This window comes from Streptomyces sp. NPDC085927, assembly GCF_044540975.1.
In the GTDB taxonomy this organism is placed as follows: domain Bacteria; phylum Actinomycetota; class Actinomycetes; order Streptomycetales; family Streptomycetaceae; genus Streptomyces; species Streptomyces hirsutus.
The window spans coordinates 62,362-87,450 of record NZ_JBITSN010000015.1 but is presented as its reverse complement, the minus strand read 5'-3'; the positions used below and the strand labels follow the sequence as shown (position 1 = coordinate 87,450).

Genomic DNA, 25,089 nt, shown 5'->3' with positions numbered 1-25,089 from the left:
TGCGGGTCACCCGGCAACTCGGCCGTTCGAACCCACTTCGAACGTGTTTTTGATTCACCTGCATTCCGTACCGACCGGATGCGGGCCGTGCGTCCGCGTGCTTCGCTGGGGCGGTGCGCCAGGGCAACAGGGGACTCGGCCCGCACGGCCGGCGGTACCCCCGGGCCGGCCGCCGGGAGGTCATGCACCGGCACGAAATGCTGCACGTGCGAGGGCGCAGTGTCGCGTGGGTGCCGCCGCTCCTGCTGTTGGTCACCATCGCGGTGATCGACTACCACACCATCGGCGAGTTCCGGATCATCTCCTGGATCGTGCTGGTCCCGGGCATCGCGTCCGCGCTCTGCGGGGTGTGGGGCACAGCCGTGTTCGCGGTGCTCTCGATCGCCACCTTCGCGATCGTGGACAACGCCTGGCCCCACGAGTTCCAGACGGGGCTGCCCGACTTCATCCTCGTCACCGTCGGCGGATTCCTGGCGACGCTGGCGTGCGCGGTCCGGGTACGCGGCGAGCGCCGCGCGCTGCACCTGCGGAACGTCGCCGACACGGTCCGCCGTACGGTGCTGCGCCCCCTGCCGCCGTTCTGGGGCGGTCTGGAGCACGCCGGCGTCTATCTCGCCTCGGACGCCGGTGCCCGGGTCGGCGGCGACTTCTACGACATCCAGCCGGGCCCGTACGGCACCCGGGTCCTGGTCGGGGACGTCCAGGGCAAGGGGCTGGGCGCGGTGGAGACGGCGGCGGCACTGCTCGGCACGTTCCGCGAGGCGGGTTTCCACGAACCGGAACTGACGGTCGTGGCCGAGCGCCTGGAGGAGCGGATGCTGAGGCACCGGCGTTACGCCGCGGCCCTCGGCCGGGCCGAGGGCGACCGCTTCGCCACCGCCGTACTGCTCAGCTTCCCGGTGGACCGGCCGGCCATGACGGGTGCCCGTCCGGCGCGGCCCCCTGCCTCGGGCCCCGGCACGGCGGGCCCCGGCACGGCGGGCCCCGGCACGGTGGGCCCCGGCACGGTGGGCCCCGGCACGGTGGGCCCCGGCACGGCGGGGGCCGGCACGGTGGAGGCCGTGGTCTTCGGTCATGAACCGCCGCTGGCCGTCGGCCCCGGCGGCGTACGGCCGTTGCCGGTGACCGGCGGGCTTCCGCTGGGCCTGCGCGAGCTGGACCCCGTACCGGTGCGCGTGCACCGGCTGCCGCTGGCCGCCGACGAGACGCTGCTGCTGGTCACCGACGGGGTGACCGAGGCGCGCGACGCCGCCGGGACGTTCTACCCGCTCGCCGAGGACGTGGCGCGGGCGGTCGCGCGGGACGCGCGCGCCGCCGAACCGGCCCGGCTGGCCGTCGTCGTACGGGACGGGACCCTCCGGCACAGCGGCGGTCATCTGAACGACGACACCACGGCCTTCGCGGTGCGCCGGACCGGCGGGCCGGGGGCGAACGCCTCGAAGAGGGACGTTCATTGATCCGAGGCCCCTCGCGGGAGCCACAGCGGTTACGGTGCTGCTCTGGGTCGTGATCGACAGGGGAGGGAACATGCCCGGGACCACACGCGGAAGCGAGCCCGGGGCCGCGCCCGGAACCGTGCTGCTGCTGGCGGCCTCGCCGCCCGGGCGGGGACGGCTGGTGGACGCGGCGTCCGTGCTTCCCGTTCTCGCGGCCGTGCCGCCCGCCGTGCTGTCCGGCACGGACACCGCGAACGTCGTCGAGCTCGCCGACCCGCTGGAGCCGCAGGCGGTCCTGACCCGGCTGCGGGCCGCCGCGACCGCCCCCGGACCGCTCACCCTGTACGTCGTGGGGCAACTGCTGCTCGACCGCCGCCAGCGGCTGCCCCATCTGGCACTGGCCCGCACCACCCCGTCGACCGTGCGCTACACGGCGTTCCCGTGGCACTGGTTCCGGGACGAGCTGCGACTGCGTCCCCCGGGTGTCACGACGCTGGTCCTCGACCTGCACGCGGACCAGGAGACCTGGCAGGCACTGGGGATCGCGCAGCCGCCGGGTTCCCCGGGTCCGCTGGGTTTCCCGGGTCCGGCGGGTCCGCCGGGTTCGGTGCCGGTACCGCCCATGTTCCCGTCCGCGCTCGACTCCGGTCGCGACACCGCCGTCTACGGCCGCATCGCGCCGCCGCCCTCCCGCTCCCGTCGCACGGTCGCGGAACCGGCGTACATGAAGGCGGTCGGGACGCTGCTGCGCAGTGGACGGCGCCCGCCGGACGAGGAGTTGCACCAGCAGGCGCTGGTCCGGGCCGCCGCGGAAGGCGCGTACCCCGGATTCGTCCTGGCACGGCGCGGAACCGGACCCGTGCCGGGGGACCCGCACACGGTCATCACCCAGGCCGTACGGTCCGGCCGTCACGCCGATGCCCACGCGCTCGCCGCACGGCACGAGCAGAGTGCCGCCCTCGCCCACGGGCCCGCCTCCGAGGAGGCGTTGCACTGGGCCGAGGTCCGTGCGGACCTGGCGATGCTGACCGGGGACGCGGCGCTCAGCTGCCACATCTGGCTGACGGTGGCCGCCGCACGGCTCCACACCGGCCAGGCGGCGGACGCCTCCTCCGTCGAGACCGCCGTGGACCGGGCGCACCACCAGTGGGGCCGGATCGGTGACCCGGTGCGGGCCCGGGAACTCGGCCTGGCGCTGGCGGAGTTGCGCAGCCGCGTGCCCGGACGACGGGAAGGCGCCCTGGACCATGTGCGGCGGCAGCTGAGCCAGTTGCAGACGCAGAACTGAACCGGTACCGACCGGATCCGCCCGTACCCCTCCGTTTCCGCCCACGGGGGACGCAATCGTTGCCGACCCCTCCCCGTGGAGCAACAGCGGTGCCATGATGGTGAGTTATGGCTGAGGGGGATGGTGTGGCCAACCAGGGCATTCGGATCCGGCTGGACGATACCGCGAGCACGAGCGACATCGGTGCGCTGCGCAAGTGGCTGGAGCGGGAGAAACCGCTGGACGAGCGGGTGCGCGCAGGCGATCTGCAGATCCAGGAGCGGCCGAGGACGGACGAGTCGGGCGCCCCGATGGGTCTCGGGATGGACATCGTCGTCCTGATCGTCGGTGCGGGTGCGGGCGCGATCGCCACGGAGTTGCTGGACCAGGTCAAGAAGGCCGTGTCGGCCTGGCGGGCCAACCGGCGCGACGTCGAGGACGGCGCACCGCCCCAGGGCAGAGTCGAACCGGTGAACCTCGACGACAGGTAGGCCGGTGATCCGTCTCGACCCGCGGGGGAAGCCCAACAGGGCGCTGCTGGTCGGCGTGTCCGAGTACGACCTCACGGAGCCGCCGCACGGCGTGCCCGGCGACCTCCCGGCGGTCAAGCACAACGTGAACCGTCTGCGTGAAGTGCTGGCGCGCGGCCGGGTGTTCGGCGAGCACGAGATCATGGTCGCCCGCTCGCCGTCCCTGGAGCACTTCGAGCGGGCGCTGCTCTCGGCCGCCGCGGAGGCGGAGGGGGTGCTGCTCCTCTACTTCGCCGGGCACGGCGCCATCCCCAGCGCGGGCGACGAGTTGTTCCTGCAGATGCGCAACGCGAGCGTGGTCGCGGGCGGACACGCGGTGTTCCCGGGAGCGGAGCCCTTCACCACCGTGCTGACGATGCTGGCCACCAGCCCGGCCCGGCGGATCGTGGTGATCCTGGACTGCTGCTTCGCGGGCAACGCGGCCTGGGTCCGGGAGACCCTGAGCGACAAGCACCGCCTGCTGCTGATGATGAGCGTCCAGGCCAACCACCGTATCGACGCGGGCGATCCGCGGACGCCGACGCCGTACACCGCCGAACTCGTCCGGCTCCTCGACGAGGAGGGCGAGACGGGTTTCCTGGACCTCTCCGAGCGAATACGGGAGCGGATGGCCGCCCGCGGCCTCAGCACCGTGCGCGGCGACGAGTGGGAGCCGCAGTGGCGCGCGGAACCCGGCGAGGACGTCCTGCTGACGGCGAAGCCACACGCCTCGGAGAGGCACGCGGGACCGGCGGACCCGGAGACACAGGACGGACCGGCGGAACACCCTGGGAAGCACCCCGGAAAGCAACTGGACCCGGCTCCGGGCCCGCATCCGGCCCGGCGCCCGAAGAGAACCGGCGCGGACCCGGACACGTCCGCCCCCACGCCCGGACCGGCGTCCGAACCCACGCCCGGCCACGGTGGACCACGGCCCCCGCTCACGGCCCGGCTCCTCAACAGCCTTCGCGGCCTCCGCGGGAGGGGCCGGACGGACCGATCGGGCAGGACGGGTGGAACGGCCTGGTGGGAACGCCGGGGCACTCCCCGGGCCGTCCTCCTGCCCGGCCTCCTCGCCCTCGGCCTCCTCACCGCCGGCACCTACGGCGTGATCGGGCTCGTCGGGCACCTCCGGGGCGATGATGCCGCCCTTTGCGTCCCTCCACTGGAGCTGCGCGTCCTCGCCGACCCCGACCTGAAGACGACGGTCCGTGCCGTCGCCGACGCCTACCTGACCTCGGCGGCGAACACCCTGGACGACGGCTGCCGCCGCACCGGCATCACCGTCTACAGCGCGGGCTCCTCCGACGTGAACACCGCGCTGCGCAGGCAGACCGGCGCCTGGCAGGAGCCCTTGGGCGTGGACACCGACCGTCTCAACCCGCAGCGGGACATCGGGCCGCAGCCGGACATCTGGATCCCCGCCTCCCGCGCCGACGCCGTCCGGGCCGAAGAGGGCCAGGACACCGACAGGGTGGCCTTCCTGGATCCCGCCGACGAGTTGCTCGCCTACTCCCCGGTCGTACTGGCCGTCCCGGAGGACATCGCCGCCAAGGGGCCGAGGAGCCGTACCGACCTCCCCCTGAACAGCATGATCGAGAATCTGTTCGAGCGGGACGAGGAGGCCGAGGTGCGGCGCCCCGACCCCGAGTTCACCGACGTCGGACTGCTCGCCACGATCGGCCTGTACAGCGGCGGCACGTCTGTCGCCACCGCCGAACAGCGGGTCGCCCAGCCGGGCCCGCCCTCCCCCACCGCGGCCGACCTGCTGTGCACGCTGCCCGACCGCGACGAGGTGGACGACCACACGGCCGCCCTGGTCCCCGAGTTCCTGATGCGCAGCGGTGTCGGCTGCGCCGGCGCCACGCGCACGCCCCGCACGGCCCAGTACCCCATGGACGTCCCCGGTGTGGCGCCGGTGTTCGTACGGGTCCGCTGGCAGGGCGCGGACCGGGACGAGGAGGCCCGTGACGCGTCGGTCGCCGCCTTCCAGGAGTGGCTGACCGGGGAGGAGGGCCGGGCGGTGTTCGCCGAGAAGGGTTTCCGTGAACCGGACGACTGGGAGCTGATGGACCGGGACACGAAGGCCGACGGCGTGCTGGTCGCGCCCCCCGCGCTCGAACGGTTCGCCGGGCGGCACGAGATGGAGGCGGCCCTGGAGGACTACCAGGAGGCGGGCGGCCCGGGACGGGTGCTCTATCTGCTGGACAGCTCCGGTTCGATGACGGACCTGTGGAAGGGGCCGAGCGGTGGTCCCGGACTGCTGAAGCAGTCGCTGGGCGGCCTCGGCGAACGGGACGAGTACGGCGTGTGGGCGGTGGCGGACACCGGCGACCGGCCGTACGAGACATTGCTGAAGCTCGGCCCGCACCGGCGGGCCGACGCCGAGCGCACCCTCGACGCCCGCGCCCGGGTGCGGGACGCCGAGGCCGACCCGCGCGACGCCCTGGACGCCGCGTTCGACGCGATGAAACCGTCCGGGACCGACAACCGCCCGCGGCGGATCGTGTACATCACCGACGGCGAGGACAGCGACCAGCTCTCCCGGGACCGTCTGGGGGACATCCTCTCCGGGGCGCGGACGTCCGACGTGCCGGTGACCGTGGTGTCCCTGACGAACGGCGGCTGCGCCCCGGACCGCCCGGACCGCCGGATCGCCGACGTCAGCGAGGGGCGGTGCCTCGACAGCGGCGACGATCCCGGCACGACCCTGCGCGACGAGGTCGCCCGCACCGGAACGGGGGAGGAACGATGACCCGGCCCCGACGGCTCCGCGCCGGGCCGTCGGCCCCGCCGCTCGCCCTGCCGCTCGTCCTGCTGCTGCTGGTCGTCGTCCTCGCCGCCTGTACCGGCGGCGGCACCCGCGGTACGGAGGGTGCCGCCGGGGCGTCCGCCGGGTCCGCCGCCCCGAGCGACGTGACCGGCGTCATCATGGTCGCCAGCGGCCGGGACGTCACCGGTAAGAACGGCATACGCCAGCAGCTCATCGACGCCTGGAACCTCCGCGAGCAGCGGAAGAACTCCGGTTTCGAGGCCCGCCTGGTCGAGCTGTCCGGCAGCGCCGACGAACAGCGCAGCCAGTTGCTCGGTGCCCTGCAGTCCCGCAGCGCCGCCTACGACGTGGTCAACCTGGACGTGACCTGGGTGCCCGAGTTCGCCACCGCCGGCCTGATCGAACCGCTGCCCCGGGACCTGGTCGACAACCCCGACATCATCCCGTCCGTGGCCGGTACGGCCTGGTGGGACGGGAAGGTGTACGCGGTGCCGTTCAACAGCGACGTCGGCCTGCTGTACTACCGGCGCGACCACCTGAAGCGGGCCGGGGTCGAGCGGCCCGACCTCGACGCCGACCTCACCTGGAACAAGCTGCGGGGTCTCGTCGAGGCCCTGGACGCCCAGCCCGCGCGGCCGGACACCTACGAGAAGGGCTGGACCACCCAGCTCGCCGCCTACGAGGGCCGCACGGTCAACGCGGTGGAGGCGTTCGCGTCCGCGGTGCCGGGCCTCGAGCTGGTCGACGAGAACGGCCGCTACACCGGCGACGTCGACGAGCTGACCGACGGGATCGCGGAGCTGCGACGCCGCACGGAGACGGCGTACACCCTCCAGGACGCCCATTCCTCCGACGAGGGCGCTTCGCTCAGCGACTTCGTCGAGGGCCGCACCGCGTTCCTGCGGCACTGGCCGTCGGAGTACCGCACCCTGTACCGGACCTTCTCCGAGGAACAGCTCGGGGTCGCCCCGCTGCCCGGCCGGGCGGTGCTCGGCGGCCAGAACCTCGCGGTCACCGGGGTGTCCCAGCGCAAGGGCAAGGCGGCCGAGCTGATCCGGTTCCTCACCGGCAAGGAGAGCGAGCGCTGCCTGCTGGAGGCGGGCTTCGCGGCGACCCGGATCTCGGCCTACGAGGGAGACGCGGCCGGGAAGCGGTGCACCGCGGTCGGCCCCGGGCCCTCGGCGTCCCCCACCGGCGAGGGCGCCGACCCGGTCCCGCGGGACGGGGGCGGCCGCCCCGCCTACGCCCGTGACATCCTCCTGCCGGCCCTGCGGAACGCGGTCCAACGGCCGAGGACCCCGCTGTACGGCGCCTTCACCCAGACGTTCATCGCCCGGCTCGGCCCGCTGCACGGCGACGACATGCCGTCGGACGAGGACCTGGCCGAACAACTGGACAAAGCCCTGCGCAAGGCCCTCCCGCATTAGGCCCGGCGGAATGACCGCGAAGTGACTGTGCGGCGACCGCGGAAGGGCTACGGAAGGGCTGTGGGCAGGCCGGGGCCTAGCGGACGGCGGCTTCCACCGGGCTCGTGGTGCGGTGGTCCGGCTTCTCGGGGTGGGTGGCCTTGGCCGGGCCCACGTTGGCCGCCAGGACCAGTGCGGTGACCGCGACGACGGCCGCGACGAAGCCTCTGGCATAACGCCTGGTGGTGCGAACGCGTTCCAGCACGACGACCTCGCAACAGCGATGGGTGGGGCACGGTGGATCCGCGGTTGAACCTAAGGGCTGCCGGACTCGAACGGCAAGGGGCACAAAGGGGGTTGGCCGTGTGAGCATCACGATCCGGGCAGGGCGGTCGAGCGGGCCTCACCGGTGCCTACGCTTGCCGTCCATGGACACACTCTTCCTCGCCTGCCTTGTGGTTCTCGGTATCTGGGCCATCCGGAGAAACGTCTCCCGGGCAGAGCGCACCGCCGCGCGCGTCGAACGCAAACTCGACCTGGTGATGGAGCACGTGGACCTGCACGAGGAGATTCCGGGCAAGGACGGGATCGTCGCGCTCGTGCGGGAGGGCAGGACGGTCCAGGCGGTCAAGGCCTGCCGCGAGGCCACCGGAGCCGGTCTGCTCGAGGCCAAGCAGGCCGTGGACCGCCTGACGTGACGGCCGGAGCCGTGACGGTTCGGCCCACGACGGTCAGACCCGTACCCGGCCCTGCTTCTGGATCTCCGTCAGCCGGTTCGCCCCGAACTCCACGACCACCTGGACGAGGTCGGACGCGACGTCACCGAAGCCGCCGTTGGTGAGGGTGATGGTGTCCTCGCCGACCCGGACCACCGCCACGTCCAGGGTGAGGCGCGTCAGCTGGCGGTCGGGCGTCTCGCCGGTCATGGTGACCCGCAGCGCCTGGCGGGCGTCCCCGGTCTCCGGCAGCCTCAGCGCGTCGACCTCGACCTTCTGGACGCCGTCCTTCTTGGCCGTGGCGGTGAACTCCCCGCACTTCTCCGGCAGATCGCCCAGCCACTTCAGCGTGCGGTCCACGTCGGCGGGCCGGTACGCGGCCACCTGGTACCGCAGCTGGGCGCCGCTGTAGGCGTCGTCCAGGGCGACCACGGCCCGCGGCCCGGCCGGCGTACCGAACAGTTCCTCGGTGTAGAGGACGTCGAGCATCCGCCGGCAGTCGGCGTTCTTCGTGCTCGACTTGAGCAGCCCGTCCCGCCAGGTCGCCGCGCCCCGCGTCGGCACCCAGGGCTGCCCCAGGTCCGTCTCCGTGATCAGCGCGGCCCGCAGCTGCTCCTCGCTCAGCCCGGGCTCGGGCGTCGCCGACGAGGACCGCTCGGCGGCCGGGGTGGCGGCGGAGGGCGAGACGGACGTCGGGGCCGCCCGCCCGGCCGTGTCGTCCCCAAAGACGGAACAGGCTGCCGTGGTCAGCAGCGCGGACACCGACAGCACGGAGGCGAGAAGGGCGCGGGCGGCGGCCGGGGCATGCGTCATCGGGGTGCCTCCTGGTGGGGCCTGGCTGTGGATGTGGCTGCGCCCGCGCGCCGGCCCCGTCCGGAACGGGGCCGGACGGGACCGGGGCAGCGACACGTGCTCATACGGCACCACCGCGCCGCCCGCCCCACCAGCGCGGCGGTCCGTCCGGGTGAGGACGACAAGGGAAAATGTCCTCGTCCCCGCGCCCGCCCCCCTCATGTCCCGAACCCCCTCTCTTCCGAACGCCACGCCTCACGCCCACGCCCCACGTCCCGCAGCCCGCGCCCCGAAGGAGTCCTCGCCGTGACGTACGGTCCGCCCATCCCGGTGATCATCGACTGCGACACGGGCGTCGACGACGCCCTCGCCCTGCTGTTCGCCGTCCGTCACCCCGGGATCGACCTGCGCGCGGTGACCTGCGTGGCCGGCAACACGGACGTGGACGGCGTGGTGCGCAACACCCTCACCGTGCTGGAGACGGCGGGCGCGCCCGCCGTGCCCGTCGCGCGGGGCGCCGAGCGCCCGCTGATCGAGGCCCCGCGCTCCGCGGCCCACGTGCACGGCCACGACGGGATGGGCGACCTCGGCCTGCCCGCCCCGCGGCGCACCCCGGCCGACGTGGACGCGGTGACCCTGCTGCGCCGCGAGATCCTCGCCTCCCCGCGCCCGGTCACCCTGGTGCCCACCGCCCCGCTGACCAACATCGCCCTGTTGCTGCGGACGCATCCCGAGGTCACCCGCAACATCGAGCGGATCGTGTTCATGGGCGGCGCGGCGGGCGCCGGCAACGCCACCCCGGTCGCCGAGTTCAACGTCTGGCACGACCCGGAGGCCGCCGCGATCCTGCTCACCGCGGGGGTGCCGATCACGATGTACGGCCTGGACGTGTTCAACCGGGTCGTCGTCCCGGCGGCCGAGGTGCACAGGCTGCGCGCGAGCACCGAACCGGGCGCCCGGCTGGCCGGTGACCTGCTCGCCCACCGACCCGCGGCCCCGGGCACCACCGCCGGGGGCACCGGCGGCACCGCCGTCCACGCCACCGTCGACGGCCCCGACGAGGCGGCGGGCGGACTCGGCGACGCGGGCGCGCTGTGCGCGGTCGTCGACCCGCAGGGCCTGACCACCCACCGGCTCCCCGTGGAGGTCTCCCTGGCCCCCGGCCCGGCCCGTGGCCAGACCGTCGTCGACCGCCGCTCCCGCATCGGCGAGTCCGAACTCCACGAGGGCACACGCGAGCAGGCCCTGGTGGACGTGGGGCTGGAGGTGGACGTCCCGCGCTACGTGAAGCTCTACCTGGAGACCGTCGAGGCGGGCGGAACCGGCTGAAGCACCGCCACCGGAAGCCGGCCGGCCCCACCGCTCCGCCTACTTCTGCGGCGTTCTGGACAGATTCACGCTGTCATCCGTAGGCACCGGACACCGCAGGAGACCGCGTGACCGACCGCACCAGCAGCCCCGCCATCCGGCCGACCACCCCCGCACCCGACGCCACGCCCGACCTCTCCCCGCGCAACCCCGACTGGTGGCGGCAGGCCGTCGTCTACCAGGTCTACCCACGCAGCTTCGCGGACGACGACGGGGACGGGCTCGGCGATCTGCGCGGCCTCACCCGGCGCCTCACCCACCTCGCCACCCTGGGCGTGGACGCCCTCTGGCTGAGCCCTTTCTACCCCTCCGAACTCGCCGACGGCGGCTACGACGTCGCCGACCCGCGGGACGTGGACCCGCGCCTCGGCACCCTCGACGACTTCGGCGCGCTGGTCGCCGAGACCCACCGCCTCGGACTGAAGATCGTCGTCGACATCGTCCCCAACCACACCTCCCACCGGCACGTCTGGTTCCAGGAGGCGCTGCGGGCCGGCCCCGGTTCCGCGGCCCGCGACCGCTACGTCTTCCGCGACGGCCGCGGCCCGCGCGGCGAGCGCCCGCCCACCGACTGGCAGTCCGTCTTCGGCGGCAGCGCCTGGGAGCGGGTGCCCGACGGACAGTGGTACCTGCACCTCTTCGCGGTCGAACAGCCCGACCTGAACTGGACGAACCAGGAGGTCCGCGCCGACTTCCGCACCACCCTGCGGTTCTGGTCCGACCGGGGCGTGGACGGCTTCCGCATCGATGTCGCGCACGCCCTCGCCAAGGACCTGAGCGAGCCGCTGCGCGACCTCGGCACCCCGGAACGGAGCGGCGAGGCCGCCCTGACCGGGTTCGCGCCGGGCACCCACCCGTTCTTCGACCGCGACGAGGTGCACGAGATCTACCGGGACTGGCGGAAGATCTTCGACGCCTACTCCCCGCCCCGCACGGCCGTCGCCGAGGCCTGGGTACCCGGTCCCCGGCGCGCCCTGTACGCCCGCCCGGACGAACTGGGCCAGGCCTTCAACTTCGAGTACCTGCAGGCCCCCTGGGACGCCGAGGCACTCCGCGAGGTCATCGCCGGTTCATGGGAGACGGCCCGCGCGGCCGGTGCCCCGGCGACCTGGGTGCTCTCCAACCACGACGTCGTGCGCCACGCCTCGCGCCTGATGCTCCCGCCGGACACCGACGACAACGCCTGGCTGCTGTCCGGCGGCCGCGCCCCGGCCGTCGACACCGCCGCCGGACTGCGCCGGGCCCGCGCGGCGACCCTGCTGATGCTGGCACTGCCCGGCTCGGCCTATCTGTACCAGGGCGAGGAACTCGGCCTGCCCGAGGTCGCCGACCTGCCCACGGAGGTCCTCCAGGACCCGGTCTGGGAGCAGAGCGGCCATGTCCGCAAGGGCCGCGACGGCTGCCGGGTGCCCCTGCCGTGGACGACGACCGGACCGTCGTACGGCTTCGGCGCGGGCGGTGCCTGGCTGCCGCAGCCGCCCGGCTTCGCCGCGTACGCCGTCGAGGCGCAGGACGGAGCCGAGGCACGCGAGGGCGTGCCGGGCTCGACCCTGGAGCTCTACCGCACGGCGCTGCGCCTGCGCCGCAAACTCCAGGAGGGCGAGACGCTGACCTGGCAGGAGGACGCTCCCGCCGGGGTGCTGCAGTTCGACCGCAACGACGGCTGGCGCTGCGTGACCAACCTGTCGACCACTCCGGTCCCCCTGCCCCCGGGCGAGGTTCTGCTGACCAGCGCACCCCTGACGGACGGCGGCCTGGCCCCGGACACGACGGCCTGGCTGAGCCGCTGACGGGCCCGGAGCCGGACCGTCTGCGGTCCGGCTCCGGTTCCACCGGTCACACGTGTCCCGGACCCCCGCTGCCGAAACCGCCGCTCGACCCGGGCAGCCAGCGCTTCCGTTGCTGGTCCTTCCCTGTTCTGGTGGGGGAGTGATGGAGCTGGTAGGGCATGAGCCGTTCGCCGTCCCTCGCCACCGTCGGCATCTCGTCCGGCTCCCGCATCTCCCGCATCTCGTGGACCGCGCCGGTCTCCGGCAGTCTCGGCTGGTCCTCGGGGCGGGGGCGGAGTTCCTCCTGGTCCATGACCTTCATGCCGATGCGCACGGCCCAGATCAGCGCGCCGGCCACGACCAGCCCGCCGATGAAGGCCGCGCCCAGGTTCAGTACGTTCTGACCTGCGGCCAGCAGTTCATACGTTGCCGTACTCATGGTCCGATTATGGATGAGGAAATGAGATAAAGCGCCCGGAATGTCCTGATCTCTCGTTCGGTCGTCCCGGCGGGCGCGGCTCCCCGTGCCATGGCAGATTGCGGCCGGAGGGAAGGCCGGGACGGGCCGTCGCGTCCCCACGTGTGCAGCTCGGGGCCCGCCCCGGCCCTACCGCGCCGCACTGCGCCGGTGCGCTCACCGGCTTCCGCGCGCTCATTCGATCTCGCGCCCCGGCGCCACGGCCGCCGCGCCGCCCGCCGCGGCCCGCCGCTGGGACGCCGGCCCGCTCCCGCTTTCTGATGCCGGTCGGCTCTCCGCTCCCGACGTCTTCGTCGATCGTGTCCTGCGCCACCCGCGTACCAGGTGTCCGGCCCTCACCACCCCTGGCCTCCGCCTGAGAACCACCCGGCCCCGTTGCGTTGTTCGAGTGGGATATCTGTCCGGGCCGCAGTAGTTTTTCCGTCGAGGCGGTTAGAGTTCCCGTGTGAGGAACCCGCCCCCGGGACGGTGCGTGTCCCGGCGGTCCGCAGGAAGGTGCGCATGCCCTCGGAGAGTCAGCCGAACGTCGGCGCCCGACAGCCGGACGGTGGCCGGCTCCCCGTCGCCGACCGGCTCGACGACGACCATTTCCCGGCCTACACCATGGGCAGGGCCGCCGAACTGGTCGGAGTGACACCCGCCTTCCTCCGCGCCCTGGACGGGACGGGGCTGATCACTCCGACGCGCTCGGAGGGCGGCCACCGTCGCTACTCGCGCCATCAGCTGAAGCTCGCCGCGCGGGTGCGCGAACTCGTCGACCGGGGGACCCCGGCCGACGCCGCGTGCCGCCTCGTCGGCCTGGAGGAGCGGCTGGAGCAGGTCGAGCGGGACTACGAGGAGCTGCGCCGGCAGGGCGGGCGCGCCGCGCATCAGCATCGGTGAAAATCTATCCTCGCCAGAACAGAAATGCAGTGCCCGTCGCAGAAATCTATTTCCTCAAACGCGTTGACAGCGCTTTTCCTTGGTGATTTTCCTCGCTTGCCTCGGATATGGTTCGTGCTACGCTGACGTCAGTTGCAGTTGTGGTTGCCAGTTTGCTACCGGTTCTCCGGGCAGGTGATCATCGCGACGATGAGGGAATTCGTAAAGTGCGATTTCCCGGCACTGTCTCAGGAGATTTGATATGGCCACCGGTACCGTGAAGTGGTTCAACTCGGAAAAGGGCTTCGGCTTCATTGAGCAGGACGGCGGCGGCGCCGACGTCTTCGCCCACTACTCGAACATTGCCACCTCGGGCTTCCGTGAGCTCCAGGAAGGCCAGAAGGTGACCTTCGACGTCACGCAGGGCCAGAAGGGCCCGCAGGCGGAGAACATCGTTCCCGCCTGACCCATACGTACGCGAGTACGCAGGGATTGCAGCAGGGCCCCGCACATCTGTGCGGGGCCCTGCTCCGTGTTTCCGGGGTCCGGGCATGCCGCGCGTTCAGGGGTTCCTGAACGCGGTCCCGGTTCCCGGTACTCAGCCCGAGGAAGGGCCGGGGTGACGCCCCGGCCCTTTCGTGGCGCGTGCTTCAGTGGCGCCGGTGGGCGGGTCAGGCCTGCTTCGGGCCGGTCTGCTGGACCACCTCGAACGACCACAGCGTCGCGTCCGTGGCAGCGGGCTTCGGCCGGTCGCCCTGCGCGCCGTCCTGCGTGCCGCCACCGCCGTGCGCGGCCTGGCCGCGGCCGGCCATCCAGCGCTGGAAGTCCTCCTCGGTCCGCCAGCGGGTGTAGACGAGGTAGGTGTCGGTGCCCTCCACCGGGCGGAGCAGCTCGAACCACTCGAATCCGTCCGAACCCTCCACCGCGCCCGCCCGCGCGGCGAACCGCTTCTCCAGCGTCTCCCGCTGCTCTTCCGGGACCGTGAGTACGTTGATCTTGACGATGCTCATACCCCGATTGTTCCGCAGTTGCGGTACGGAACGCGGGCGGGGACCTTCCCGCCGTGCCGGGGTCAATCAGGTGCGGTGAGTTCCGAGTGGGGTCCGCCTTCGCTTTCTTCACCCGTCCGGCCTGTCCTGACCGGTTCGGCCCGTTCGGCCCGCTCGATTCGTTCGCGCAGGGCGGTGGCGAATTCCTCCGCCCGCGCCAGCTGCGTACGAAGGTCCGCCGTCCGCCGGCGTGCCGCTTCCTCGAAGCCGCGCAGCGACTCGAGCAGCTCTTGGCGTTCCTCCCCCTCGGGCAGGCCGGCCCCGGCGTGCCCGTCGAGGCGGTCGGTGGCCGCGAGCAGTTCCCGCATCCCGTCCAGGGTGAAACCCAGCGGTTTCATCCGGCGGATCACCATGAGGCGGGCCACGTCGCCCTCGGTGTAGAGCCGGAAGCCGCCCTGCGAGCGGGCCGACGGGACGACGAGGCCGGTCTCCTCGTAGTGCCGGATGGTGCGCAGGGACAGTCCGGTGCGCGCGGCGACCTCACCGATCTGCATGTGTGTGCCGTCCACGTGCCTGATCCGGCCCTTCTCGTCCATGTGCTGCTCTGCTGCTCTGCTGGTCGGCCCCGGGGGTGTGACCGGTCGGACGCACCCCGATCTCTACTCTAACGTTAGGGTAGAGTCGCCCCGCCCCGCGCCGCCCGGTCCATCCTTCGGCCGGCCTCGGCCCCGGCCTCCGTACAGACCCGCCCCGTCCCGCCCTGCCCCCGCGCCGTCGCCGCCGCCGGGCCGGAGCGCGCCCGAGCACGACAGGTAATGCCCCCTTGTCCTCTCCCGCACTGTCCCCCGCCGCTCGGCTGCGCGCCGTGCGCCCCGACTGGCTGAACGATCCGAAGGTCTGGCGGACCGAGATCCTCGGCGGCCTCGTCGTCGCGCTCGCGCTGATCCCGGAGGCGATCTCCTTCTCGATCATCGCCGGCGTCGACCCGGCCGTCGGTCTGTTCGCGTCCTTCACCATGGCCGTCACCATCGCGTTCGTCGGCGGACGCCGGGCGATGATCTCCGCGGCGACCGGCGCCGTGGCACTCGTCATCGCACCGCTCAACCGTGAGCACGGGTTCGGGTACCTCGTCGCCGCGGTGCTCCTCGCCGGTGTCTTCCAGATCGTCCTCGGCGTGCTGGGCGTGGCGAAGCTGATGCGGTTCGTCCCGCGCTCGGTGATGGTCGGCTTCGTCAACTCGCTGGCCCTGCTGGTCTTCATGGCCCAGGTCCCCGAGATGAGGGACGTGCCCTGGCCGGTCTATCCGATGATCGTCGCCGGGCTGGCGCTGATGGTGTTCTTCCCGAAGGTCACCACCGTGGTCCCCGCGCCCCTGGTCTCCATCGTGATCCTCACCGTGATCACGGTCGCCGCCGGGATCGCCGTCCCCACCGTCGGGGACAAGGGGGAGCTGCCCTCGTCCCTGCCGGTGCCCGGCCTGCCCGACGTGCCGTTCACGACGGACACCCTCACCACCGTCGCCCCCTACGCCCTCGCCATGGCGCTGGTCGGCCTGATGGAGTCGCTGATGACGGCCAAGCTGGTCGACGACATCACCGACACGCACTCCTCCAAGACCCGCGAGTCGATCGGCCAGGGCGTCGCCAACATCGTCACCGGGTTCTTCGGCGGGATGGGCGGCTGCGCCATGATCGGCCAGACGATGATCAACGTGAAGGTCTCCGGTGCCCGGACCCGCCTGTCCACCTTCCTCGCGGGCGCGTTCCTGATGGTGCTGTGCATCGTCTTCGGACCGGTCGTCTCCGACATTCCCATGGCCGCGCTCGTCGCCGTGATGATCATGGTGTCGTTCGCGACCTTCGACTGGCACTCCATCGCGCCGAAGACCCTCAAGCGGATGCCGGCCGGGGAGATCGGCGTCATGGTGGTCACCGTCGTGTTCGTGCTCGTCACGCACAACCTCGCCGTCGGCGTCGTCGTCGGCACGGTCACCGCCATGGTGATCTTCGCCCGACGGGTCGCCCACCTCGCCGAGGTCACCGCGGTCCCCGGACCCGACGGCACGTCCGTCGTCTACCGGGTCACCGGCGAGCTGTTCTTCGCCTCGTCCAACGACATCGTCGGCCGCTTCGACTACTCGGGCGACCCCGACCGCGTCGTCATCGACCTGTCGTCCGCCCACGTCTGGGACGCCTCCTCCGTCGCCGCCCTCGACGCCGTCGAGACGCGGTACGCGCAGCGCGGGAAGACCGTCGAGATCACGGGTCTGAACGAGCCCAGTGCCCGCCTCCACGACAAGCTCAGCGGGGAACTCGTCGGCGGTCACTGACGAACGGCCCCGGGACAGGACCTGTAGGGGGCGCCGGGGCCGGCCCCGTCAGCCGAGGCAGATCACCAGGAGACAGAGCTCGGAAGCAGAACCGGAACCGGAGCCGGAGCCGGACGAGCCCGGTGACTCGGGCGCGGGTGTCGAGGGGGCGGGTTGCGAGCCGCTCCGGTCGCCCGAGCCGCCGCTTCCGTCGTTGCTCCTGTCACCACCGTTGCCCGAGGAGTGCTCGGGCGGGGTCGTGGGACGGGTCGCCGTACCGGTGCCGGTGCCGGAACCGGAATCAGAACCGGAGCCGGCGGAGCCGTTGGAGTCCGAGCCCGTCCGGGTGCCCGAGCCGTCGGACGAGGGTGCGGTCCGTGACGGGGACGTGGCCGTCGTGGGGGCGCCGGTGGTGCCGTCCGGCCGGGTGCTCGACGCGGTGGTGGGCGCCGACACGGTGCCGGCCGGCTGCCGGTGTGCGCCGTCGCCCGGGGCCGGCCGCGAGGGCCGGTCCTGGGAGCGCTGCGTGCCGGGCGGGCTCACGGACGGCGCCGGGGCGCCGTACTGGTCCGCGGGCCCGTCCGCGCCGCCCATGCCGGACACCTCGGGCGCCGTGGCGGCCTGGGCGCGGTCGCCGGAATCCCGGTCCATCGAGGCGAGGGTGAGTCCGCCGCCGACGAAGGCCACCGCCGTGGCGACCAGGGCGCGGCGCTGGGTCTTCCTCCAGCGGGCCGACTGCCGCCGCCGTGCCGCCCGCCCCGTGGGCGCGGACATCGCGGACGTGGGCGGAGGAACCGGCACGGACGCGGGCACCGGCGCGGGCGCGGGCGTGGACACCGGGTCCGGGGCTTCCACGGCAGGGACCGACCCCGCACCGATCCCCGTACCGACCGTGGTGCCGGGACCTGCCGCGGGTACGGGCGAGGTCGCCGTGCCCGCGACGGTGTGGCCGCCGATGACGCCCGGCGCGATGTCGGGGGCGTAGGCGCCGCATCCGGGGCACACGAGGGCGCCGTTCAGATGCCGGCGACACGTGGAGCAGTAGTCCATCCGCTGTCTTCCCGGGTTGGCAGGAACCCGCCGAGCCGGGGGCGGCCCGTTCGCGTTGCGTACGCGGGAGCGGGTGGAGCAGGACAGCAACGCTAACGACACCCACGAGCCGCTGTGTGCAGCCCGTGTGTCATTCCTGCGTACATTCTCTGCCCGCTTCGCGTGAATGCCGTGAGCATGTGCGTCAATCGGTGCGCAATGCGGCCCAGGACGAATGTTCTTCAATCAAAATCCTTTGAGGAAAAGGAAGTTGAAGGCCGCGCGTGGGGTCGATTTGGGCCGTCACGACCGGAAATCGGAATCGGTGGGAGTTGCTCAAGTCACGGAAATGACAGGGCTGTTCCCACGAAAGGTGCGGTTTGACGCTGCCGGGCCGTGCGGCGTTGGCTTGCCCACCACTTGGTCGCCACGCTGCACTCTCGCTTGGAAGGCACCCGATGTGAACCCCTGGACCACCCGCACCACCCGCGCCACCCCCTCACCCCGCACGATCCGGGGGCGTCGGGGCACCACCGCTCCGGTCGCCGCCCTCTCGGCCCTGGCAGTGCTCTCGCTCTCCGCGTGCGGCACGTTCGACGCCCTCGGCAAGGACGACGACTCCGCGTCGCCGGACCGGCGCAACGACATCACCGTGGGCCTCCTTCTCCCCGACAGGGACACGGCGCGCTTCGAGAAGTTCGACCGCCCTCTCGTCGAGGAACGGATCGGTGTCCTCACCGGCAAGGAGGGCAAGGTCGTCTACGCCAACGCCGAGGGCAGCACCGCCAAGCAGAGCGAGCAGCTCGGCCGCATGGTCGCCGATGAGGTCGACGTGATCATCGTGACCGCGGTGGACGCCAGGGCCGTCGCACCGGACGTGGCGAAGGCCAAGGAGGCGGACATCCCCGTCATCGCGTACGACCGGCTGGCCGAGGGTCCGATCGACGCGTACGTGTCGCACGACAACGAACTCGTCGGCGAGGTGCAGGGCCGTGCGATCGTCGACGCGCTCGGCAGCGAGGCGGAGAACAGCAAGGTCGTCATGATGAACGGTGAGCCCGCCGACCCGAACACCGCGCTGTTCAAGGACGGCGCGACGGGCGAGCTGAACGGCAACGTGGACATAGCCGAGTCGTACGACACCGAGAAGTGGCTGCCCGCCGTCGCCAAGGCGAACATGAAGAAGGCGATCAAGGACGTCGGCGCCGACGACCTCGCCGCCGTCTACGCGGCGAACGACGGCATGGCCGGAGCCGTCATCGAGGCGCTGGAGGAGGCGGGCGTCTCCGACATCCCGCCGGTGACCGGGCAGGACGCCGACCTGGAGGCCGTGCAGCGGATCGTCGCGGGCACGCAGTACATGACGGTGTACAAGTCGTTCCTGATGGAGGCCGGCGGTGCCGCCGAGATGGCGGTGGCCATGGTCCAGGGGCGCGACATCCAGTTCGACTCGCTGACCAGTGAACGGGTCGACAGCCCGACGCGGAAGAACATCCCGTCGATGCTGGTGCCGGTGGTCGCCCTGACGCAGGACAACATCGAGGACACGGTGATCCGGGACGGCGTCTACGACGTGGAGGACATCTGCACGGCGAAGTACCGGGCGGCCTGCGCGTCGATCGGTCTCACGCCGTAGGGGCCCGTGAGCACGGGGGGCGCCGTGGACAGGACGGCGCCCCCCGTGCTCACTGCTGGTCGGAGTACCCGATGTCTCCCACCGTCCAGGCGCTCACATCGGCGAGCGCCACCCGGTACATGCCCCCCGTGTCCGGGATGCCGTAGCTCCCCTGGAGGATCCGGGCGACGTGGAAATGCAGGTGGGAGGGGTGCGACGGCGTTTCGTCCCGGCCGGCCTCGGTGAAGGGAACGGCGAAGTGGCCGAGTCGTGTGGAGTCGCGCAGCACCTCCGCCACGCGCTCCCGCCACAGGGCTTCGGGGGCCAGTCGGCCGGTGATGACGGCGCCGGGAATCACTACGGTGAGTGACATCTGGCTGTCCTGGTCCGTCTCGACCATCGCGGCGACGGCGACGAGCAGATCGTCAGGGTGTGACATGGTCGAATAGCCTAGCCGAGCCCCCGCCCGGCTGGATGACGCGGGTCCGGATCACTTCGATGTGGCGGCCGCAGACCCCCTCCGCGCCGGCTCCGGCCCACCCGGTGGGTCGGGCGGGCCGGAGCCGGGAGAACGGTCGACGCCGGGGACGGTCGTCGGGACCGGCCGTCAGGGCTGCAGGGGCATGCTCCGGCAGTTGGAGGTGGCCCGCTTGCCGGCCAGCCGGTCGGTCAGCCAGTCGACGGCGTCCCCCTGGTCGGTGAGCAGCGGGGCGAAGTGGTTGAGCAGCGCGCTGCCGACGTTGGGGAGGACGACGGCCTTGTACGTGACGTCGGCACCCTTGGCGCACCAGTCGACGGCGAGTTGGCGGGACTGCCCGTGCGGCACGAGGTTGTCGCTGACGCCGGTGGCCAGGCGGACCGGGCCGGACGGCTTCATCGTGCCGATGAGCTGCTTGTCCAGGAAGGCCCGGAGGGCGGGGGTGGCGGCGATGATGTCACCGAGGGACTTCCCGTCCGTGGTCCACTTGGTGCTCTTGGCGAAGCCGTACGTGAAGAGGGCGTCGCCGACGCACATCGTCGAGAGATCGGTGAGCGCGGCCTTGCCGGCGGCGTTCAGATGGGCCTCGGCGATGGGCTTCAGCTCCGGGTCGGACTGGAGGAAGCCGTTCAGCGACCAGCCCAGCGCGCCAGCCAGTTCGCTGCCGTCGATGGCCCTGGTGACCTTGGTCAGATCGGCGGGCGGCGCGCCGGAGTAGGTCCCGGACAGGGTGACGTCGGGGGCGTAGGCGGCCTGGAGTTCGGCGGCCGCCGCGGTCGCCCCGCCGCCCTGGCTGTACCCGTAGAGCCCGACCGGGGAGGCCGCGGTGATCGACGCCCCGCGGACCGAGCGGGCGGCGCGGACGGCGTCCAGGACCGCGTGGGCCTCGTCGACCCGGTTCACGTAGGTGTGCAGGCGGTCGGTCGCGCCCAGGCCGGCGTAGTCGGTGACGACCACGGCGACGCCCTTCGCGAGGAGGCGGTAGATCACCAGGTCCTCGTAACCGACGGACACGGTCTCGCCGTTGAACTGCAGCGGGTGCTCGAGCCCCATGGACGCGGCGCACTGGTCGCCCTGCCCCAGGGTGCCGGGCGCCACCGCGACCAGGGGACGCGGACCGCTGCCCTTCCAGGCGGCGGACGGTTCGATGTACGCGCCGGTGACGGCGACCGGCTGCCCGCTCGAGTCGGTGGACCTGTACATCAGCCGGGTCGCGGTTCCCGGCAGCGGTCCTTTGAGACTGGGCAGGCTCAGGGCCAGCGGGAGGGGCTCACTGCGGATGAGGGTGCCGTTGGCGTCGGGCAGGGACGCGGGCGGGGTGTAGAACGCGGGGATCGTGACACCCCGCGACACGACCTCGTCCGTCGCCGCGGCGGGGGCGGCCGCGACGGCTTGGGCGCCGAGGCAGGCTGCGGCGGTGACGGCGACGGCCAGAAGTCTGGGGCGGGGGCGTGCGGGCATGGCGAACCTCCTGTGAAGCGGCTGTCAGGAAGCGGCCTCCGTGCCGGGGCGTCCCGTGATCGGCCCGGACGGGGAGGCGCGGTGGCGGAGCTACGGAGCTGAGCCGGGGGGAGTGAGGGCTTCGGAGCTACGACGGCACGGCGATGGGGCGGTGGGGCGACGGGGCGGCACAGCGGTAGGGCACGACGGCAGGGCAGACCGGCGGCGAGGTGTGGCACCCGCGTCCCACGGGCTTGTCCACGCCGCTCGGCAGTGGTTCGCACTGAACTTACCTGTGGGTAAGTTACTCGTGGTAGCAGTAGGAAGGTTACGGTTCGGTAATGTGACGGACAGTCCGCTGCCACCCGCCACCCGCAGCCCGCTCTTGCTCACCGACGCACCGACGCACCGACGCACCGACGCACCGGGCCCCTGGGCCCCTGGGCCACCGGAGGGCGACAGCCTCGCCTTCCGAGTGACCGGGAGAGAGCGGCCCGGCGGAGTTCCTCAGGGGCGCCGGAGACTTCTCCGAACGGGCGAGGCCGGGGCGCGTCTGCGCCCCGGCCTCGTGATGATCGCGGTCCCCGTGGGCGCCGCCTCGGCGCCCACGGAGGGACCGTTCAACGGTCCCTCAACGGCCTTTAGCGGCCGCTCTTCCCCTTGTTGCCGGTCGCGCTGCGGCGGGCCGCCTGCCCGGGACGGCGGCTGCGCCGGCTCCGGGACGGGGAACCCGTGCGCGCGGGCTGGTTCTGGACGGGCGGCGGAGTGAGGACGACGGGCACGCCCGACGGAGCCTGGGCTCCGGTGATGCGGTTCAGTTCGTCCCCGCCCGGACGTACCCGGGTGGTCTGCGGGGTGATGCCGGCGTCGGCCATCAGACGGGACATCTCCCGGCGCTGGTGCGGCAGGACCAGCGTGACGACGGTGCCGGACTCACCGGCGCGGGCGGTGCGTCCGCCGCGGTGCAGGTAGTCCTTGTGGTCGCCGGGCGGGTCGACGTTGACGACGAGGTCCAGGTTGTCGACGTGGATGCCGCGGGCCGCGACGTTGGTGGCCACCAGGACCGTGACGTGGCCGTCCTTGAACTGGGTCAGGGTCCGGGTCCGCTGGGACTGGGACTTCCCGCCGTGCAGGGCCGAGGCCCGCACGCCGACGGCCAGGAGCTTCTTGGCCAGCCGGTCGGCGGCGTGCTTGGTGTCCAGGAACATGATCACGCGTCCGTCGCGGGCGGCGATCTCCGTCGTGGTGGCGTGCTTGTCGTCGTCGTCCACGTGCAGCAGGTGGTGGTCCATCGTGGTGACCGCGCCCGCGGACGGGTCGACGGAGTGGACGACGGGGTCGTGGAGGTAGGTGCGCACCAGGCGGTCGACGTTGCGGTCCAGCGTGGCGGAGAACAGCATGCGCTGGCCGCCGGGGCGCACCCGGTCGAGCAGGGCGGTGACCTGCGGCATGAAGCCCATGTCGGCCATCTGGTCGGCCTCGTCCAGGACGGTGATGGCGACCTGGTCCAGGCGGCAGTCGTCACGGTCTATGAGGTCCTTGAGCCGGCCGGGCGTCGCGACGACGACCTCGGCACCGCCGCGCAGGGCGCTCACCTGCCGGCCGATCGACACCCCGCCGACCACCGTGGCGGTCCGCAGACGCAGCGCGCGGGCGTAGGGGGTGAGAGCGTCGGTGACCTGCTGGGCCAGTTCCCGGGTGGGGACGAGGACGAGCGCCAGCGGGTGCCGGGGCTCGGCCCGCTGCCCGGCGGTACGCGCCAGCATCGCCAGGCCGAAGGCCAGCGTCTTGCCCGAACCGGTGCGCCCGCGGCCCAGTACGTCCCGGCCGGCCAGCGAGTTCGGCAACGTCGCGGCCTGGATCGGGAACGGGGTGGTCACGCCCTCGGCAGTCAGGGCGGTCAACATCTGCTCGGGCATGTCGAGTTCGGTGAACGCCTCGACCGGCGGCAGCGCCGGGGTGAGGGTGACCGGCGGCGCGAACTCCCCGCCGGCCGCGGCGGGACGGCCTCCGCGTCCGCTGCTGCGTCCGCCCTTGGCGACGGCGCCGCGGGACGGACCGCCCTGGCGGCCGCCCGACCCCTGGGAACGGACGCGGCCTCCCCGCCCGGAACCCGCGGAGCCCGCGGCCTTGTCCGTACGGGAGCGGGACGAGCCGGTGTTGCCGGCGCTGTTGTTCGAACGAGCTGTGTGGTTGCGGTTCATGCGGAACCTTCCTCGATGCGGCACGTATCGAGGAATTCCGCCCAACGGCGACGTGCTGGCCGAATGAGAATTCGCAAGAATGAGCCGAAAAACGGTGAATCAGTGCATCGCTGCATCAGTGAGGCAGCGGCAAGCGGCCGCGAGCGGCGGGCCGCGAGCACGAGTGCGGCGCCGGCATCGTTGCCGGGCCGGGGAACGCAGTGGGCCGGGACCCCGCGCCACAGGGGTGCGGGGTCCCGGCCACGCACTGCACGTCGGCGTCGGATACCGACGCCGGTGTCAGCGTACGCGTCAGGCGGGAACGATGTTCTCGGCCTGCGGGCCCTTCTGGCCCTGCGTGACGTCGAAGGTAACCTTCTGGCCTTCCTGAAGCTCACGGAAACCGGAGCTGGCGATGTTCGAGTAGTGGGCGAACACGTCGGGGCCGCCGCCGTCCTGCTCGATGAAGCCGAAGCCCTTTTCCGAGTTGAACCACTTCACGGTGCCAGATGCCATGCTGTATCTCCTTTTGGGCAGTGCCCGGGGCCCACACCTTGTGGACCCGTGGTCGCAACAACGGTTCACCCGGCTGTTGTTCCCCGAAGGCCGCGAAGCCTCACAGGAACGAAAAAGAGTGCTCGTCGACGGAAGGTCGGAAGAGCACTCACAAGCCTCTGGTAACCAAAACTGCAACTCTTCACTTTAACACGGGTGGGACGCCGGTGTCCGGAACCGCCTCGCCGGGTCGTCGACGTCCGGGGTGCGGGTGGTCAGGAGGCCGTGGCGGGGCGCGGGCTGCCGTGGAAGACCTGGCCGGTGTGCCAGGAGCGGTGGGCGGCCGCGACGGGGCGGGTGCCCGGCCGGGGGCCGATGAGCGGGCGGCCCGCGAGCGCTGTGACGTGCTCGCGGGCGGCGGGGCTGTGGCCGGCGAAGCGCTGGGAGACCAGGATGCGGTGATGGTCGCCGATGCCGAGGACGCCCTTGTCGAAGAGCTTGTGGTGCAGTGAGCACAGACACAGTCCGTTGTCGACGTCGTCGGGGCCGTCGAACGCCCACCAGCGCACGTGCGCGGCCTCCAGCCCGACCGGAACCGCGCCGATCCTGCCGTCGTAACCGCAGAAGGCGCACCGGTACTCGTAGGCCGTCAGGACGCGCTCCCGCATCCTCGGGTCCCGCCGCCTCCGTACGACGGCCGAGAGCCGTCCGGGCTCCGCCGGCTCCGGCTCCAGGCCGACGGATTCGCACAGCTCGGCGTGGAGCGAGGGCGGGAAGTGCAGGTCGAGCAGGAGCCGTGCCATCCGGCCGAGCAGCGACGGCTCGCGGCGCAGTGCCGCGCGCAGTTCCGGCGCCAGCCGCCCCGCGGCTCCGAGGGCCCGCAGCTCCCGTACGCCGCTGCCGGGACTGCCCGGGCCGCGGTCGGTACGCACCTCCCACACGCCGTCGCTCACCAGATGGTGGAACGGGTAGGCGGGAGTGGTCCGGTGGGGCGGACCGTACTCGTCCAGCAGCCGCTTGAGGTCGCCCTCCACCGTGCTGTAGCGCAGTTCACCGTCGGCATCCCGCCGGAACCGGCCGAGGGCGTACAGGAGGAGCAGCGGTTTGTGCGGAGCGCGTGTCCCGCTCCTGGTCCACTGTCTCAGCTCCGCCGCGCGCTCAAGCCAGTCCATGACCG

23 protein-coding genes are annotated in these 25,089 nt (G+C 72.4%); 12 read left to right on the top strand and 11 right to left on the bottom strand.

All coding sequences use genetic code 11. The features are described from left to right. Nucleotides 1-182: 182 nt before the first annotated feature. The 5 genes from ACIF80_RS30155 (at nucleotide 183) to ACIF80_RS30135 (ending at nucleotide 7,412) form a co-directional block, all read left to right on the top strand. A complete protein-coding gene (locus ACIF80_RS30155) occupies nucleotides 183-1,457 on the top strand; it encodes a SpoIIE family protein phosphatase (RefSeq protein WP_399810372.1) in 1,275 nt (424 codons plus the stop codon). 70 nt (nucleotides 1,458-1,527) lie between these two features. Continuing rightward, the gene (locus tag ACIF80_RS30150) at nucleotides 1,528-2,724 is read left to right on the top strand and encodes a hypothetical protein (protein WP_399810370.1); all 1,197 of its coding nucleotides are present in this window, start codon (nucleotides 1,528-1,530) and stop codon (nucleotides 2,722-2,724) included. A gap of 107 nt (nucleotides 2,725-2,831) precedes the next feature. After that, nucleotides 2,832-3,194: a hypothetical protein gene (locus ACIF80_RS30145; protein WP_399810369.1), complete on the top strand. Its 363-nt coding sequence runs from the start codon at nucleotides 2,832-2,834 to the stop codon at nucleotides 3,192-3,194. A 4-nt stretch (nucleotides 3,195-3,198) separates the two neighbouring features. Beyond that, entirely contained in the window at nucleotides 3,199-5,967 is a 2,769-nt protein-coding gene (locus ACIF80_RS30140; protein WP_399810367.1) for a caspase family protein, read from the top strand. Continuing rightward, on the top strand, nucleotides 5,964-7,412 hold the full coding sequence (locus tag ACIF80_RS30135; protein WP_399810365.1) for an extracellular solute-binding protein: 1,449 nt from the start codon (nucleotides 5,964-5,966) through the stop codon (nucleotides 7,410-7,412). The genes ACIF80_RS30140 and ACIF80_RS30135 overlap by 4 nt, the downstream gene beginning before the upstream one ends. A gap of 76 nt (nucleotides 7,413-7,488) precedes the next feature. On the opposite strand, the gene ACIF80_RS30130 is transcribed toward ACIF80_RS30135, so the two are convergent. Beyond that, the gene (locus ACIF80_RS30130) at nucleotides 7,489-7,656 is read right to left on the bottom strand and encodes a hypothetical protein (protein ID WP_399810364.1); all 168 of its coding nucleotides are present in this window, start codon (nucleotides 7,654-7,656) and stop codon (nucleotides 7,489-7,491) included. 163 nt (nucleotides 7,657-7,819) lie between these two features. On the opposite strand from ACIF80_RS30130, the gene ACIF80_RS30125 reads away from it, so the two are divergent. After that, a complete protein-coding gene (locus ACIF80_RS30125; RefSeq protein WP_399810363.1) occupies nucleotides 7,820-8,089 on the top strand; it encodes a hypothetical protein in 270 nt (89 codons plus the stop codon). 33 nt (nucleotides 8,090-8,122) lie between these two features. On the opposite strand, the gene ACIF80_RS30120 is transcribed toward ACIF80_RS30125, so the two are convergent. Continuing rightward, nucleotides 8,123-8,920 (bottom strand): hypothetical protein, encoded by a 798-nt coding sequence (locus tag ACIF80_RS30120; RefSeq protein WP_399810361.1) that lies wholly within the window; start codon nucleotides 8,918-8,920, stop codon nucleotides 8,123-8,125. A gap of 285 nt (nucleotides 8,921-9,205) precedes the next feature. Here ACIF80_RS30120 and ACIF80_RS30115 point away from each other — a divergent pair, with 285 nt between their 5' ends. Continuing rightward, complete coding sequence (locus ACIF80_RS30115) at nucleotides 9,206-10,228, top strand: nucleoside hydrolase (protein WP_399810360.1); 1,023 nt, start codon at nucleotides 9,206-9,208, stop codon at nucleotides 10,226-10,228. Between the two features lie 107 nt (nucleotides 10,229-10,335). Beyond that, nucleotides 10,336-12,057 carry a glycoside hydrolase family 13 protein gene (locus ACIF80_RS30110; RefSeq protein ID WP_399810358.1) on the top strand — a complete coding sequence of 574 codons (1,722 nt, stop codon included), beginning with the start codon at nucleotides 10,336-10,338 and terminating at the stop codon, nucleotides 12,055-12,057. Nucleotides 12,058-12,103: 46 nt separating this feature from the next. Here ACIF80_RS30110 and ACIF80_RS30105 read toward each other — a convergent pair whose 3' ends face one another. Next, nucleotides 12,104-12,475, bottom strand: coding sequence for a DUF6479 family protein (locus tag ACIF80_RS30105; protein WP_399810357.1), 372 nt, complete (start codon nucleotides 12,473-12,475; stop codon nucleotides 12,104-12,106). Between the two features lie 540 nt (nucleotides 12,476-13,015). Between ACIF80_RS30105 and ACIF80_RS30100 the strand changes: the two genes are divergently transcribed. Both ACIF80_RS30100 and ACIF80_RS30095 read left to right on the top strand, forming a co-directional pair. Beyond that, the gene (locus ACIF80_RS30100; protein WP_399810355.1) at nucleotides 13,016-13,396 is read left to right on the top strand and encodes a MerR family transcriptional regulator; all 381 of its coding nucleotides are present in this window, start codon (nucleotides 13,016-13,018) and stop codon (nucleotides 13,394-13,396) included. A gap of 241 nt (nucleotides 13,397-13,637) precedes the next feature. Beyond that, the gene (locus ACIF80_RS30095; RefSeq protein WP_004985680.1) at nucleotides 13,638-13,841 is read left to right on the top strand and encodes a cold-shock protein; all 204 of its coding nucleotides are present in this window, start codon (nucleotides 13,638-13,640) and stop codon (nucleotides 13,839-13,841) included. Between the two features lie 205 nt (nucleotides 13,842-14,046). Here ACIF80_RS30095 and ACIF80_RS30090 read toward each other — a convergent pair whose 3' ends face one another. Both ACIF80_RS30090 and ACIF80_RS30085 read right to left on the bottom strand, forming a co-directional pair. Next, entirely contained in the window at nucleotides 14,047-14,385 is a 339-nt protein-coding gene (locus ACIF80_RS30090; RefSeq protein ID WP_399810352.1) for an antibiotic biosynthesis monooxygenase family protein, read from the bottom strand. Nucleotides 14,386-14,447: 62 nt separating this feature from the next. Next, on the bottom strand, nucleotides 14,448-14,918 hold the full coding sequence (locus ACIF80_RS30085; protein ID WP_399810537.1) for a MerR family transcriptional regulator: 471 nt from the start codon (nucleotides 14,916-14,918) through the stop codon (nucleotides 14,448-14,450). Between the two features lie 269 nt (nucleotides 14,919-15,187). Between ACIF80_RS30085 and ACIF80_RS30080 the strand changes: the two genes are divergently transcribed. Then, nucleotides 15,188-16,693 (top strand): SulP family inorganic anion transporter, encoded by a 1,506-nt coding sequence (locus ACIF80_RS30080; RefSeq protein WP_399810350.1) that lies wholly within the window; start codon nucleotides 15,188-15,190, stop codon nucleotides 16,691-16,693. A 48-nt stretch (nucleotides 16,694-16,741) separates the two neighbouring features. Here the strand turns inward: ACIF80_RS30080 and ACIF80_RS30075 are convergent, their stop codons facing one another. Beyond that, the gene (locus ACIF80_RS30075) at nucleotides 16,742-17,722 is read right to left on the bottom strand and encodes a hypothetical protein (RefSeq protein WP_399810348.1); all 981 of its coding nucleotides are present in this window, start codon (nucleotides 17,720-17,722) and stop codon (nucleotides 16,742-16,744) included. Nucleotides 17,723-18,212: 490 nt separating this feature from the next. Here ACIF80_RS30075 and ACIF80_RS30070 point away from each other — a divergent pair, with 490 nt between their 5' ends. Continuing rightward, nucleotides 18,213-19,337 carry a sugar ABC transporter substrate-binding protein gene (locus tag ACIF80_RS30070; RefSeq protein WP_399810535.1) on the top strand — a complete coding sequence of 375 codons (1,125 nt, stop codon included), beginning with the start codon at nucleotides 18,213-18,215 and terminating at the stop codon, nucleotides 19,335-19,337. A gap of 49 nt (nucleotides 19,338-19,386) precedes the next feature. On the opposite strand, the gene ACIF80_RS30065 is transcribed toward ACIF80_RS30070, so the two are convergent. The 5 genes from ACIF80_RS30065 to ACIF80_RS30045 all read right to left on the bottom strand — a co-directional run bounded on the left by ACIF80_RS30065 (nucleotide 19,387) and on the right by ACIF80_RS30045 (nucleotide 25,084). Next, nucleotides 19,387-19,755, bottom strand: a complete 369-nt coding sequence (locus tag ACIF80_RS30065) for a hypothetical protein (protein ID WP_399810346.1) — start codon at nucleotides 19,753-19,755, stop codon at nucleotides 19,387-19,389. 168 nt (nucleotides 19,756-19,923) lie between these two features. Next, nucleotides 19,924-21,255: a lipase family protein gene (locus tag ACIF80_RS30060; RefSeq protein WP_399810345.1), complete on the bottom strand. Its 1,332-nt coding sequence runs from the start codon at nucleotides 21,253-21,255 to the stop codon at nucleotides 19,924-19,926. 620 nt (nucleotides 21,256-21,875) lie between these two features. Further along, nucleotides 21,876-23,438 (bottom strand): DEAD/DEAH box helicase, encoded by a 1,563-nt coding sequence (locus ACIF80_RS30055; protein ID WP_399810343.1) that lies wholly within the window; start codon nucleotides 23,436-23,438, stop codon nucleotides 21,876-21,878. A 291-nt stretch (nucleotides 23,439-23,729) separates the two neighbouring features. Then, nucleotides 23,730-23,933: a cold-shock protein gene (locus ACIF80_RS30050; protein WP_042163016.1), complete on the bottom strand. Its 204-nt coding sequence runs from the start codon at nucleotides 23,931-23,933 to the stop codon at nucleotides 23,730-23,732. Between the two features lie 254 nt (nucleotides 23,934-24,187). Next, nucleotides 24,188-25,084, bottom strand: coding sequence for a phosphorothioated DNA-binding restriction endonuclease (locus tag ACIF80_RS30045; protein WP_399810341.1), 897 nt, complete (start codon nucleotides 25,082-25,084; stop codon nucleotides 24,188-24,190). Nucleotides 25,085-25,089 lie beyond the last annotated feature (5 nt).